This is a genomic window from Paraburkholderia sp. JHI2823 (assembly GCF_038900695.1).
Lineage (GTDB): Bacteria > Pseudomonadota > Gammaproteobacteria > Burkholderiales > Burkholderiaceae > Paraburkholderia > Paraburkholderia mimosarum.
The window spans coordinates 204,745-218,221 of sequence record NZ_JAYMRY010000002.1 but is presented as its reverse complement, the minus strand read 5'-3'; the positions used below and the strand labels follow the sequence as shown (position 1 = coordinate 218,221).

The 13,477-nt window shown below is 65.9% G+C and carries 13 protein-coding genes; 9 read left to right on the top strand and 4 right to left on the bottom strand.

What is annotated here, in order from left to right:
- Nucleotides 1-124: 124 nt before the first annotated feature.
- From araG to pyrF, 6 genes are all read left to right on the top strand, one after another.
- Nucleotides 125-1,636, top strand: a complete 1,512-nt coding sequence (gene araG, locus VSR34_RS03535; RefSeq protein ID WP_028230053.1) for an L-arabinose ABC transporter ATP-binding protein AraG — start codon at nucleotides 125-127, stop codon at nucleotides 1,634-1,636.
- A 23-nt stretch (nucleotides 1,637-1,659) separates the two neighbouring features.
- Entirely contained in the window at nucleotides 1,660-2,676 is a 1,017-nt protein-coding gene (araH, locus tag VSR34_RS03530) for an L-arabinose ABC transporter permease AraH (protein WP_028230054.1), read from the top strand.
- 36 nt (nucleotides 2,677-2,712) lie between these two features.
- Complete coding sequence (locus tag VSR34_RS03525; RefSeq protein ID WP_342961869.1) at nucleotides 2,713-3,513, top strand: SDR family oxidoreductase; 801 nt, start codon at nucleotides 2,713-2,715, stop codon at nucleotides 3,511-3,513.
- Complete coding sequence (locus VSR34_RS03520) at nucleotides 3,510-4,424, top strand: SMP-30/gluconolactonase/LRE family protein (RefSeq protein WP_342961868.1); 915 nt, start codon at nucleotides 3,510-3,512, stop codon at nucleotides 4,422-4,424. Before VSR34_RS03525 ends, VSR34_RS03520 begins: the two co-directional genes overlap by 4 nt.
- 390 nt (nucleotides 4,425-4,814) lie before the next feature.
- Complete coding sequence (locus VSR34_RS03515; protein WP_342961867.1) at nucleotides 4,815-5,909, top strand: aldose 1-epimerase; 1,095 nt, start codon at nucleotides 4,815-4,817, stop codon at nucleotides 5,907-5,909.
- A 168-nt stretch (nucleotides 5,910-6,077) separates the two neighbouring features.
- The gene (pyrF, locus tag VSR34_RS03510) at nucleotides 6,078-6,893 is read left to right on the top strand and encodes an orotidine-5'-phosphate decarboxylase (protein ID WP_028209384.1); all 816 of its coding nucleotides are present in this window, start codon (nucleotides 6,078-6,080) and stop codon (nucleotides 6,891-6,893) included.
- Between the two features lie 76 nt (nucleotides 6,894-6,969).
- On the opposite strand, the gene VSR34_RS03505 is transcribed toward pyrF, so the two are convergent.
- The 4 genes from VSR34_RS03505 to thiL are packed head-to-tail and all read right to left on the bottom strand — an operon-like array spanning nucleotide 6,970 to nucleotide 9,701.
- Nucleotides 6,970-7,506 carry a cupin domain-containing protein gene (locus tag VSR34_RS03505; RefSeq protein WP_028230057.1) on the bottom strand — a complete coding sequence of 179 codons (537 nt, stop codon included), beginning with the start codon at nucleotides 7,504-7,506 and terminating at the stop codon, nucleotides 6,970-6,972.
- 53 nt (nucleotides 7,507-7,559) lie between these two features.
- Complete coding sequence (locus VSR34_RS03500) at nucleotides 7,560-8,060, bottom strand: CinA family protein (protein ID WP_028230058.1); 501 nt, start codon at nucleotides 8,058-8,060, stop codon at nucleotides 7,560-7,562.
- A gap of 47 nt (nucleotides 8,061-8,107) precedes the next feature.
- Entirely contained in the window at nucleotides 8,108-8,710 is a 603-nt protein-coding gene (locus VSR34_RS03495; RefSeq protein WP_028230059.1) for a phosphatidylglycerophosphatase A, read from the bottom strand.
- Entirely contained in the window at nucleotides 8,700-9,701 is a 1,002-nt protein-coding gene (gene thiL, locus VSR34_RS03490; protein ID WP_342961960.1) for a thiamine-phosphate kinase, read from the bottom strand. The genes VSR34_RS03495 and thiL overlap by 11 nt, the downstream gene beginning before the upstream one ends.
- 186 nt (nucleotides 9,702-9,887) lie before the next feature.
- On the opposite strand from thiL, the gene VSR34_RS03485 reads away from it, so the two are divergent.
- The 3 genes from VSR34_RS03485 (at nucleotide 9,888) to VSR34_RS03475 (ending at nucleotide 13,461) form a co-directional block, all read left to right on the top strand.
- The gene (locus tag VSR34_RS03485) at nucleotides 9,888-12,182 is read left to right on the top strand and encodes an NADP-dependent malic enzyme (RefSeq protein WP_342961866.1); all 2,295 of its coding nucleotides are present in this window, start codon (nucleotides 9,888-9,890) and stop codon (nucleotides 12,180-12,182) included.
- A gap of 315 nt (nucleotides 12,183-12,497) precedes the next feature.
- Nucleotides 12,498-12,896 (top strand): ribonuclease, encoded by a 399-nt coding sequence (locus VSR34_RS03480; RefSeq protein ID WP_028209391.1) that lies wholly within the window; start codon nucleotides 12,498-12,500, stop codon nucleotides 12,894-12,896.
- A 7-nt stretch (nucleotides 12,897-12,903) separates the two neighbouring features.
- A complete protein-coding gene (locus tag VSR34_RS03475) occupies nucleotides 12,904-13,461 on the top strand; it encodes a barstar family protein (RefSeq protein WP_036044223.1) in 558 nt (185 codons plus the stop codon).
- The last annotated feature ends 16 nt before the right edge of the window (nucleotides 13,462-13,477 follow it).

The window sequence follows — 13,477 nt, the reverse complement described above, 5'->3', positions numbered from 1 at the left end:
AGGCTTGATGGAAGGGGTTTGAGGTGTTTCCCGCCGCGGGACGGTCCCCAGGTTTCATGACCTGAGATGGCCTGAGATGACCTGAAGACCGTACCCGCAGCGTATCGAATGAGAGGAAACCGAAGTGTCAGCGACACTGCGTTTTGACAATATCGGCAAGGTGTTCCCGGGCGTGCGTGCGCTCGACGGCGTGTCGTTCGAAGTGAACGCGGGCGAGGTGCACGGCCTCATGGGCGAGAACGGCGCGGGCAAGTCGACGCTGCTCAAGATCCTCGGCGGCGAGTATCAGCCCGATTCCGGCCGCATCCTGATGGACGGCAACGAGGTGCACTTCTCCGATGCGGCGGCTTCGATCGGCGCGGGCATCGCAGTGATTCACCAGGAATTGCAGTACGTGCCCGATCTCACGGTCGCCGAAAACCTGCTGCTCGGCGCGCTGCCCAATTCGCTCGGCTGGGTGAAGCGCGGCGAAGCGCGCAAGTTCGTGCGCGAGCGTCTCGCGGCGATGGGCGTGGACCTCGATCCGGCCGCGAAGCTGCGCAAGCTCTCCATCGCGCAGCGCCAGATGGTGGAAATCTGCAAGGCGCTCTTGCGCAACGCGCGCGTGATCGCGCTCGACGAGCCCACCAGCTCGCTTTCGCACCGCGAGACCGAGGTGCTGTTCAACCTCGTGCGGGAGCTGCGCGCCGACAATCGCGCGCTCATCTACATCTCGCACCGCATGGACGAGATCTACGAGCTGTGCAACGCCTGCACGATCTTCCGCGACGGCCGCAAGGTGGCGTCGCACGAGAAGCTTGCAGAGGTGAGGCGCGAAACGCTCGTGGCCGAGATGGTCGGTCGCGAGATCAGCGACATCTACAACTATTCGCCGCGCGAGCATGGCAATGTGCGCTTCGCCGTGCGTGGCGTGGAAGGGCATCCGCTCAACGAGGCGGCCAGCTTCGAGGTGAAGTCGGGCGAGATCGTCGGCTTTTTCGGCCTCGTGGGCGCGGGGCGCAGCGAGCTGATGCAGCTGATTTACGGCACGCACAAGCGGCGCGCGGGCGAGATCGAGCTGGACGGCAAGACCATACGCGTGAAGAGCGCGAGCGACGCGATCCGCCACGGCATCGTGCTGTGCCCGGAGGACCGCAAGGAGCAGGGTATCGTTGCGATGGCAACGGTCTCGGAGAACATCAACATCAGTTGCCGCCGCCACTTCCTGCGCGCGGGCATGTTCCTCGACCGCAAGAAGGAAGCCGAAACGGCGGACCGCTTCATCAAGCTCCTGAAGATCAAGACGCCGAGCCGCCGCCAGAAGATCCGCTTTCTTTCGGGCGGCAACCAGCAGAAAGCGATTCTTTCGCGCTGGCTCGCCGAGCCCGACCTGAAGGTCGTGATTCTCGACGAGCCGACGCGCGGCATCGACGTCGGCGCGAAGCATGAAATCTACAACGTGATCTACCAGCTCGCCGCGCGCGGCTGCGCGATCGTGATGGTGTCGTCGGAATTGCCGGAAGTGCTCGGCGTGTCGGATCGCATCGTGGTGATGCGCGAAGGCCGTATTTCGGGCGAGTTGCCGCGCAGCGCGGCGAGCGAACACGCGGTGCTCGAGCTTGCGCTGCCCAGGCGCGCGCAAGCGAGAGCCGCATGAGTGGATGGGGAGGAGTGACTGAAATGCAAGCAAGAGAAAACCTGGCGGCGGAAACTGCCAAGAGCGTCGCCGACGCGCTGATTCCGAGTCCCACCGACAAGCAGAAGTGGTGGCAGCAGATCACCGAGTACAGCCTCATCGTGATCTTCGTGGTCATGTTCATCGTGATGTCGCTCACGGTCGATCACTTCTTCTCGATCGACAACATGCTCGGCCTCGCGCTGTCGGTCTCGCAGATCGGCATGGTGGCCTGCACGATGATGTTCTGTCTCGCCTCGCGCGACTTCGATCTTTCCGTGGGCTCGACGGTCGCATTCGCGGGCGTGCTCTGCGCGATGGTGCTCAACGCCACGAACAACACGTTCATCGCCATCGTCGCGGCCGTTGCGGCGGGCGCCGCGATCGGCTTCGTGAACGGCGCGGTGATCGCGTATCTGCGCATCAATGCGCTGATCACCACGCTCGCCACGATGGAGATCGTGCGCGGCCTCGGCTTCATCGCCTCGCACGGCCAGGCCGTGGGTGTGTCGTCGGACACGTTCATCGCCATGGGCACGGCGTCGCTGTTCGGCGTGCAACTGCCGATCTGGGTCACGCTCGTCTGCTTCATCGTGTTCGGCGTGATGCTCAATCAGACGGTGTACGGGCGCAATACGCTCGCGATCGGCGGCAATCCGGAAGCGTCGCGGCTTGCCGGCATCAAGGTCGAGCGCACACGCGTGTGGATCTTCCTGATCCAGGGCGCGGTGACGGCGCTCGCGGGTGTGATCCTCGCCTCGCGCATCACCTCGGGCCAGCCGAATGCGGCCGAAGGCTTCGAGCTGAACGTGATCTCGGCGTGCGTGCTCGGCGGCGTGTCGCTGCTGGGCGGCCGTGCGACGATCTCGGGCGTCGTGATCGGCGTGCTGATCATGGGCACGGTCGAGAACGTGATGAACCTGCTCAATATCGACGCGTTCTATCAGTACCTCGTGCGCGGCGCGATCCTGCTCGCGGCAGTGCTGCTCGACCAGCTGAAGAACCGCGGCGCGCGCGATTGAACAACCCACTGAGCGATCCATCAGGAGCCCAAAACGATGTCGTCTCCCGCTAACGCGCTCGCGCGCCACGCGCACGAAAACTACGCGCGCTATCCGAGCCTGGCCGACCGCGTGGTGCTCATCACGGGCGGCGCGACCGGCATCGGCGCGTCGTTCGTCGAGCACTTCGCCGCGCAGGGCGCGCGCGTGGCGTTCTTTGACATCGACGCGAGCGCCGGCCAGGCGCTCGCCGACGAGCTCGGCGACTCGCGCCACCAGCCGCTTTTTGCCGATGTCGATCTCACCGACATCGCGGCCCTGCGCGCCGCCATCGCCGATGTGAAAGCGGCGCTCGGACCGATCGAGGTACTAGTCAACAACGCGGCCAACGACAGGCGCCACACGCTCGCCGAAGTCACGCCGGAATCGTTCGACGCCGGCATTGCCGTGAACGTGCGCCATCAATTGTTCGCGGCGCAGGCCGTGGTCGAGGACATGAAAGCGGCGCGCGCCGGCTCCATCATCAATCTCGGCTCGATCAGCTGGATGCTCAAGAACGCGCAGTATCCGGTCTATGTGATGGCCAAGTCGGCGGTGCAGGGGCTCACGCGCGGGCTCGCCAAGGACTTGGGGCCGTACGGCATTCGCGTGAATTCGCTCGTGCCGGGTTGGGTCATGACGGACAGACAGCGGCGCCTGTGGCTCACCGACGAAGGCCGCGAGGACATCAAGCGCGGCCAGTGCATCGACGCCGAACTGCTGCCCGAAGACCTCGCGCGCATGGCGCTCTTTCTCGCCGCCGACGACAGCCGCATGATCACTTCGCAGGACATCGTCGTGGACGGGGGCTGGGCATGAGCGCGAATCAAAGTGCAGCGAACGAGGCGGTGGCTGAGCTCCTCGTTCACTCGAAATGCGAGCTGGGCGAGGGCGCGACCTGGTGTGCGCGCAGCGGCCGGCTTTACTGGGTCGACATCACGAACAAGCGGCTCGCGCGCTACGACACGCGCGACGGCAAGCTCATGACGTGGAACATGCCGGAGCGGGTCGCCTGCTTCGCGCTGTGCGAAGACGAGCGCACGCTGCTACTGGGCCTCGCCTCGCGTCTCGCGTTCTTCGATCTGGAGACGGGCGAGATAGAGACGATCGTGGAGGTCGAGCCCGGCGCGCCGACGCGCCTGAACGATGGGCGCTGCGACCGCCAGGGGCGCTTCGTGTTCGGCACGAAGTACGAGGGCACGCCGAGGCAAGCCATTGGCGGCTTCTATCGCCTGAATCACGATTTGACGCTGGAACGCCTGCCGCTGCCCGCGCCCGCGATCTCGAACAGCATCGCGTTCAGCCCGGACGGCGCGACGATGTACTACTGCGATTCCCCCACGCGCGAGATCCGCGCATGCGACTACGGCGCGGATGGAACGATTGCGAACGAACGCACGTTCGCAACGCTCGCTGACGAGACCGGCGTGCCGGACGGCTCCACCGTCGACGCCGAAGGCGGCCTCTGGAACGCGCAGTGGGGCGGCGAGCGTGTGGTGCGTTACGGCCCCGACGGCGTGGAAACCGAGCGCGTAAAGATTCCCACAGCGCAACCAAGCTGCGTTACGCTCGGCGGTGCGCTGCTGGACACGCTCTACGTCACGAGCGCGCGCGAGGAGATGGAGGAGGAGGCCCTTGCGCGCGAGCCGCATGCGGGCGGTGTGTTCGCGCTTCGGATCGGCCGCCTGGGCCTTGAAGAACCGCGGTTTCAGGGGCGGCGGCGCGTTTGAGTTCGCCGTATCGAGCGTTGCCTGAAAGGGGTGCGTGCGATCTCGTCAGACGATAAGCACGCGCCGCTTGCGCCGAGGAAACGGGGCAGCGCGCAGCACAAGCAGACGGATAGTCGTTGCAGTTCAGCAACAGATGCAGTCGATCGAAAGTGTGCAGTCGGCTTTGCCAGTACCAATAGAAGGGCGAACACAAGAAGCGGCCGCAGGCCCGTGCGAGAGCTGGCAGTTGAGCGAGCGTACGGCGTCGTCAGGCCACCAGTGAGCCGCCTTTTGCGGCGGCAATCAAACTTGCCTCTCGAGGAGCATCTAATGAGCGTCGCGAATTCCGCTGTGCGTCGATCTACCCGTTCCCGTTCCGTTACCGCAGGCACCGCCGCAACGCCGCAGAGCGTGGCGCCTTCCGCCGCTGTCTCCCCTGCCGCCGCCGCGCGCCGCGCGCGGCTCGAAGCCGCCACCCATCCTGTGATGCCGGGGCCCAGCACCTCCGCCGTCGCAATCGGCGCGGCGGGCACGAGCGACGTAGCCTGCGTGACCCTTGCGAACGCGTATCTGAGGCTCGACGTCGCGCCCCAGCTGGGCGGCGGAATCACGCGTTTCGACTGGCGCAGCGAAGGCGCGTTCGAGCCCGTCTTCCGCCGCTGCGAGCGCGTGAGTGCGCGCATGGACCCGAACGAGCTTGCGTGCTACCCGCTGCTGCCGTATTCGAATCGCATCGGCGAAGGGCGCTTTCATTTCGGCGGCCGCGATGTCGAGGTGCCCCGCAATCGCGCCAGCGAGCCGATGCCCATTCACGGCGACGGCTGGCTTGCACCCTGGAGCATCGAAAGCGCCGATCGCGAGAACGTGCGCCTCGTGCTCGATCGCAGCGACGGCGACCCCTACGCGTACCGCGCGGCGCTCACTTATGCGCTGGACGGCGCGACGCTCACGATCGGCCTCGAAGTGGAGAACACGGGACGCGATGCGCTGCCGTTCGGCCTGGGCGTGCATCCGTTCCTCGCGCGCGACGCGAGCACCGAGCTTTCCGCACCCGCGAGCGGCTTGTGGCTCTCGGGCGAGGACTGGCTGCCGGTGCGCCACGTGCCCGCGCCGCCCGCCTGGCAGTTCGGCGTGGCGTATCCGTTGCCGGCGCAACTCGTCAATCATGCGTTCAGCGGCTGGAGCGGGCGCGCCGCCGTGGTGTGGGAGCGCCGGCGGCTCTCACTGTCCATTTGCGCCAACACGGACTATTACGTGCTCTACACGCCCCCCGGCGCCGACTTCTTCTGCTTCGAGCCCGTCGATCACCCGATCAACGCCGTGAACCTGCGCGGTGGCGGTGACGCAAACGGCATGACCGTGCTCGGGCACGGCGAGCGGCTCATGCGGCGCTTCAGCTTTACGGTAGAGCGCATGGACATGCGGGCGGCGGCCAGCCCGCACCGCGCCGGGGCGCGCGGCCGCTCGGGCGCGCGCGGTGCCAAGGGGGCACGCGTGCGCGCTTGAGCGCACTTCATCGGATGAAAGCGCACCGTGGCCGTGGCCGGCTGCGGCGCGGCTTGCGGCGCTGGGACCGGCCGGGGACGCCCCGAGGTGTCTGGAGGCGTCCGGCCCCAAGCCGGGTAAAATACGCGCCGTTTCTCTTCACCGGCTCGCTCGCCGCGAGCGCTCACCATGACCTCCTTCACCCAGACCCTCAGCGCCGCCTGGCAGCGCACTGGCTCGCTGCTGTGCGTTGGCCTCGACCCCGAGCCGACGAAATTTCCAGCCGCACTGGCCGGCCGCAGCGACGCGATCTTCGAGTTCTGCCGCGACATCGTCGACGCCACCGCGGCCTATGCATGCGCGTTCAAGCCGCAGATCGCCTACTTTGCCGCGCATCGCGCCGAAGACCAGCTCGAAGCGCTCATTGCACACGTCCACGAAAAGCATCCGGGCTTGCCCGTGATCCTCGACGCCAAGCGCGGCGACATCGGCAGTACTGCTGAACAATACGCGCGCGAAGCGTTCGAGCGCTTCCAGGCCGATGCGGTGACGGTCAATCCGTACATGGGCTACGACTCGATCGAGCCGTGGCTCGCGCACGAGGGCAAGGGCGTGATCGTACTGTGCCGCACGTCGAACCCCGGCGGTTCCGATCTCCAGTTTTTGACGACCGACGGCAAGCCGCTCTATCAAGTGGTGGCGGACCTCGCGGCGAACAAATGGAACGCGAGCGGCGAACTCGGTCTTGTCGTAGGCGCGACCTTTCCGAAGGAGATCGAAACCGTGCGTGCGATCGTGGGCGACATGCCGCTCCTGATTCCGGGAATCGGCGCGCAGGGCGGCGACGTCGAAGCGACCGTGAAGGCGGGGCGCACCGCCAACGGCACGGGCATGCTCATCAACTCGTCGCGCGCGATCATCTACGCGAGCAAGGGTGAGGACTACGCGCAGGCAGCTGCAACGGCTGCCCGCGAGACGCGCGACAAGATCAACGCTTATCGTTGACGGCGGAAACGTCCTGCGCTCCCCATGCGCCGGACGGTTTCCGAAGATGAGCGGCCTTCGTGATGCGCGGGGCCGCTCAATCCTTCTTCGCGACCGAAGCCGGTTTGCCGAGCAACTCGATGATCGAGCGATGCAGCGGATATTTCGCGGCGAGCGCGTCGACGTCGGCGATCTCGAACTCGCCGAATTCGAACCCCGGCGCGACCGTGCAGCCCACGAGCGCATACGTCGACGGGTCGCAGCAGCGCGCCGCGAACCAGTGCCCCGCCGGCACGACGGCCTGGAACACGGTGCCGGGGTGTTCGAGCGCATGCCCGAGCTTGCGCGTGGAGAGCACGCCGCGCTCATCGATCGAATGGATCTCGATGGGCGAGCCCGCATAGAAGTGCCACAGTTCGTCGGAGCGGATGCGATGCCATGCCGAGTAAGCACCTTCCGCGAGCAGGAAGTAGATGGCGGTCGATGCCGCGCGCGTGCCGTCTGCGTCGCTTGCGCCGTCACGGCGCACGAGATTGTCGGCGCGATAGGTTTCGCTGTAGTAGCCGCCTTCCGGGTGCGGTTCGAGACCGAAGCGGCGGATCAGTTCTCCCACTGCGGGATGCGTTGTGGCCATGGCGAGAACCTCCGTGGTTGCCCCGACCGGCGGTCCGATCGCAGCGGGCGGGTTTAGCGTTCCTGTTCGTCGATGAACGCGAGCAGCCCGCGCAGCGCGTGCGCGGCCGCCTGCACGCGGATCTGCTCGCGGTCGCCCTTGAACACCAGCGTCTCGATGCTCGTATGGAGCCGGTTGCTCCAGCCGAACGACACCATGCCGACCGGCTTTTCCGGCGTGCCGCCGCCGGGTCCCGCGACGCCCGTAACGGCCAGCGAAAGCTGTGCCCGGCTGTTGGTGAGCGCGCCTTCGGCCATCGCGCGGGCGACCGGCTCGCTCACCGCGCCGTGCTTCTCGATGAGTTCGGGCGGCACGCCGATCATCTCGGTCTTTGCCTGGTTCGAATAGGTGACGAAACCGCGCTCGAACCAGCCGCTGCTGCCGGAAATGTCGGTGATGGCGGTGGCGATCATGCCGCCGGTGCAGGACTCGGCGGTCGCGAGCATGAGACGCCCGTCGCGCAGCTTGTTGCCGACGCGGATGGCGAGTTGGTAGACGACGGAATCGGTGGGCATCGCTGGAAGTCCGTTGAAGTGGCGGCGGCTCGTTGGTGGACGGGCGGTTAGACCGACATGCGCCACAGCGCGATCACGAGCAGCGTGAAAAACGCGGCGACGATGTCGTCGAGCATGATGCCGAGGCCGCCCTTGAAACGCCTGTCGAAATAGCGAATGGGCGGCGGCTTCACCATATCGAAGAACCGGAAGACGACGAAGGCCCACAGCCGGCCCTCGAAATCGACGGGCGTGACCATCAGCAGGACGAGCCAGAACGCGACGATCTCGTCCCAGACGATGGCGGAAGGGTCTTCCGTGCGCAGCTTCTTCGCCGTGAACCCCGTGATGCCGATGCCCGCGAAGAAGCCCACGACGATCAGCAATCCCCACTCGGTCACGGTGAGGTAGCGGTTGAGCACCTCGAACGCGGCCCACGCGAAGAGCGTGCCGGCCGTGCCGGGTGCGAGCCGCGAGAGGCCGGAGCCGAAGCCGAGCGAGAGGATATGCAGCGGATGCGTGAGCATGAACGGCGCGTCCGCGCGGCGCGGGCCGCCCGAGCGCCCTGGCCCGGCCGGCCCGGAGGCGTTGGACGCCGCGCCTGCCGCGGGAGCCGGCTGTCCGGCGCTCGCGTAATCGCTGGCGGGCGATGGCGTGGGGTCAGTCTGCATGGAAGTGGTCGAAACCTTGCAACGTCAGATTGAGCATCGTGCCCGCGGCGTCGCGCCAGGCGATCGCAGGAGCGGTTTGCGGCGAAGTGAGGGCACTCATTGTACCGATGCGCGTGACACGCACGCCGGCGTGTTGCGCCGCCGCCTCGACAGCGGCGCGCTGCCCAGGCGCCGCCGTGAAGCACAACTCGTAATCGTCGCCGCCCGCCAGTGCGCACTGCAGTTGCACGTCGCGCGGCAGGCGGGCGAGCGCGGGCGAAATCGGCAGACTGTCGACATCGATCGTCGCGGCGAGGTTCGAGCGCTCGAGAATGTGGAGCAGGTCGCCGGCCAGGCCGTCCGACACGTCCAGCGCCGCGCGTGCGACGCCGCGCAGCGCGAGACCCAGCGCTACGCGCGGCTCCGGGTATTCGAGCGCGCGGCGAAAGTGCGCGGCGTCCTGCTCATTCGTCTGCCCATTGACTTGCCATTCGCCGCGCAGCAGCCCGAGACTCGCACGCGCGTCGCCGGGTGTGCCGGAGACCCAGATGTCGTCGCCTGCCCGGGCGGCGTCGCGCCGAAGCGCGACATCCTGCCGCACCGACCCGAAGACCGTCAGGCACAGATTGAGGGGGCCGGCCGTGGTGTCGCCGCCTATCAGTTCGCAGTCGTAGCGGTCGGCCAGCTCGAAGAGTCCCGCGCTGAACGCGGCGAGCCAATCCTCGGCCGGCTTCGGGAGCGCGAATGCGAGCGTGAAGCCGAGCGGCTGCGCGCCCATCGCGGCGAGGTCCGACAGATTGACGGCCAGCGCCTTGTGGCCGAGCGCGTGCGGATCGATATCGGGGAAAAAATGACGGCCTTCCACGAGCATGTCCGTGGAGACGGCCAGCATTTCGCCGGCGGCGGGCGCGATGAGCGCGCAGTCGTCGCCGATGCCGAGCACGGCACGCCGTGTGTTCGTGCGCGCGCGCCGGGCGAAATATCGGTCGATGAGCGAGAACTCGGAAAGCATGACGAAAGGACTATGACGAATGGCCTGGGGCGACGCCGTGAGGGGGCGCACCGGCGCGGCGTTCCCTGCATGCCGGTCGCGGCACCTGCGCCCGAACTGTAAAGAATGCCGCGGGAGATTGGCGCTACAATCGGTCAACGTAGCGTTCGAGTTGTTATTCTAATCTGCACTCACGTCCTGCCTCTCATGTCGAATCCCGCCACGAACAAGCTCCGCGAAGCCGCCCTCGACTATCACGAGTTCCCCACGCCGGGGAAGATCGCGATTGCGCCGACCAAGCAGATGATCAACCAGCGCGATCTCTCGCTTGCGTACTCGCCGGGCGTGGCGTTCGCGTGCGAGGCGATCGTCGAGAATCCGCTCAACGCCGCGCGCTTCACGGCGCGCAGCAACCTCGTGGGCGTCGTGTCGAACGGCACGGCCGTGCTCGGCCTCGGCAACATCGGGCCGCTCGCCTCGAAGCCCGTGATGGAAGGCAAGGCGGTGCTCTTCAAGAAGTTCGCGGGCATCGACGTGTTCGATATCGAGCTGAACGAGACGGACCCGCACAAGCTCGTCGACGTGATCGCCGCGCTCGAACCCACCTTCGGCGGCATCAATCTGGAGGACATCAAGGCGCCCGAGTGCTTCATCGTCGAACGTGAAGCGCGCAAGCGCATGAAGATCCCGGTCTTTCACGACGACCAGCACGGCACCGCCATCGTGGTGGCTGCCGCCTTCACGAACGGCCTGAAGGTCGTGGGCAAGGACATCAAGGAGGTCAAGCTCGTGGCATCGGGCGCGGGCGCGGCGGCGCTGGCGTGCCTGGACCTGCTGGTCGACCTCGGGCTGCCGCTCGAAAACATCGTTGTAACCGACCTCGCGGGCGTGGTCTACAAGGGCCGCACCGAGCTCATGGACCCGGACAAGGAGCGTTTTGCGCGCGAGACCCACGCGCGCACGCTCGCGGAAGTGATCGAAGGCGCCGATATTTTCCTCGGCCTTTCAGCGGGCGGTGTGCTCAAGCAGGACATGGTCAAGCAGATGGCGGCCAAGCCGCTCATTCTCGCGCTCGCCAATCCCACGCCGGAAATCCTGCCGGAACTGGCGCTCGAAGTGCGCCCGGACGCCGTGATCGCCACGGGCCGCACCGACTATCCGAACCAGGTGAACAACGTCCTGTGCTTCCCGTTCATCTTCCGCGGCGCGCTGGACGCGGGTGCGACCACCATCACGCGCGAGATGGAAATCGCCGCCGTGAACGCCATTGCGGAGCTGGCGCGCCAGGAGCAGAGCGACGTCGTGGCCACGGCCTACGGCATCCAGGATCTGCAGTTCGGCCCGGAGTACCTGATTCCGAAGCCGTTCGACCCGCGCCTGATCGTGAAGATCGCGCCGGCCGTCGCCAGGGCGGCCAAGGAGTCGGGCGTCGCGACCCGTCCGATCGAGGACATGGACGCCTACGAGCAGCACCTCCAGCAGTTCGTCTACCACAGCGGCACGACCATGAAGCCGATCTTCCAGCTCGCGCGCGCCGCGGAGCCGGAGAAGAAGCGCATCGTGTTCGCCGAGGGCGAAGAGGAGCGCATCCTGCGCGCGGTGCAGATCGCGGTCGACGAAAAGCTCGCGAAGCCCATCCTGATCGGCCGCCCGGCCGTGATCGAGCAGCGCATTGCGCGCTATGGCCTGCGTCTCGTCGCGGGCCAGGACTACACGGTGGTCAACACCGACCACGACGAGCGCTATCGCGAGTTCTGGCAGACCTACGCGAAGCTCATGGCGCGCAAGGGCATCACGCAGCAAATGGCGAAGCTCGAAATGCGCCGCCGCACCACGCTGATCGGCTCGATGCTCGTGGAGAAGGGCGAGGCCGACGGCATGATCTGCGGCACGGTCAGCACGACGCACCGCCATCTGCACTTCATCGACCAGGTGATCGGCAAGAAGGCCGGCTGCAACGTCTATGCGGCGATGAACGCGCTCGTGCTGCCGAATCGCCAGATCTTCATCGTCGACACGCACGTCAACGTCGACCCGACGCCCGAGCAGCTCGCGGAAATCACCATCATGGCCGCCGAGGAAGTGCGTCGCTTCGGCATCGAGCCGAAGATCGCGCTGTGCTCGCATTCGAACTTCGGTTCGAGCAATGCGCCTTCCGCGCAGAAAATGCGCGACCTGCTCGATATTCTCAAGGAGCGCGCTCCTGACCTCCAGGTGGACGGCGAAATGCACGGCGACGTGGCGATCGATGCGAACCTGCGCAAGGAAGTCCTGCCCGAATCGACGCTAGAAGGCGAAGCGAACCTGCTCATCATGCCGAACATCGACGCGGCGAACATCTCCTACAACCTGCTCAAGACGGCGGCCGGCAACAACATCGCCATCGGGCCGATCCTGCTGGGCGCGGCGAAGCCGGTCCATGTGCTGACGGCGTCCGCTACGGTGCGCCGCATCGTCAACATGACGGCGCTGCTCGTCGCGGACGTGAACGCGTCGCGCTAAGCGCATTCGTCCGTCGCACCGGCAATGCCGGTGACTGCTTCCCAAAGGCGGCGCGCTCTATGGGCGCGCCGCCTTTTTGCTTGGGGAGATCAGGCTTCTCCGCAGGGGTGATAGCACAAAACAGATTGTAAAATTTACCTGTCTGGTTTTTGTGCGCAGTCAAGCACGGGCCGTTGTCGCCTGGCGAACATTGCTTCTGGACATCATTAGCGATACCCTTACACCTTTCATCGTCGTCGAATACGTAACTCGGGAAGCGGGAACCAGGTGATGGCGCCTCGTCTAACTCATTGTTTCGGCGATGGTTTGTACGGCATGCGGCGGGCTGCGGCGGTCGCGCTGGTGGTCACGGCAGCGGTCACGGCGGCGCTCGGAGCCTGCGGCGCTCAGGCGCGCACGAATCAGGCAGACGAGGCGAGTACTTCGGTCGGCAGCATTTCGGTCAACGAACTGCCGCGCGAGGCGGTCAATACGTTGGGCCTGATTGCGGCAGGCGGCCCGTTCCCGTATGAGAAGGACGGCGTCGTATTCGGCAATTTCGAGCAGATATTGCCACCGCACCGGCGGGGCTACTATCACGAGTACACCGTGCCGACGTCAGGCGCGCACAACCGCGGCGCCAAGCGCATTGTTTGCGGCGGCCCGCGCAAGCGGACCGACAACTGTTACTACTCCGACGACCACTACGCCAGTTTCAGGCGAATTATTGATTGACACCGGGATGAGCGGTATGAGCGATAACGTTTACGCACACGACCCGCGGGTCGCGAGCGATCTGTTCGCGTCCGGGGAGGGCAACCTGTTCCAGCGCGTCATGCAATTGAAGCAAGACAGCGAGGCGCGCCAGGACGAGGCGGCGCTTTCATCGAACGAGGGGGCCATGAGCCTGTTTTCGACCGTGCAGCCGAATATCGTCCAGTCGATCCGGGCGTTTCGCATTCAGGATCTCGCGGACGAAGCCCAGCGGCTGCAGCAGCATTTCCTCTACGCATTTTGCGCGAATGCGCAAACCCGGCAGGAGGTGCTCGAGACCATTGCCACATCGTTTCTGTTTCCGAAGCATTTCGGCAAGAACTACGATGGTTTGTACGATTGCCTGACCGATCTGGTGCAGAAGGCTGGGGAGCAGCCGGGTTTCGTGATCGTGCTTGAGGGACTGCCGATCGCCCAGAAGTTCGACAAGGACGGGCGCGAGACACTGCTCGACGTGTTCCGTGAAGCGTCGGAATTTTGGGCCGAGCGCAAGGTGCCGTTCCGGGTGTTTTATTCGTTCGCCTGAGTTCGTCAGGCGATTT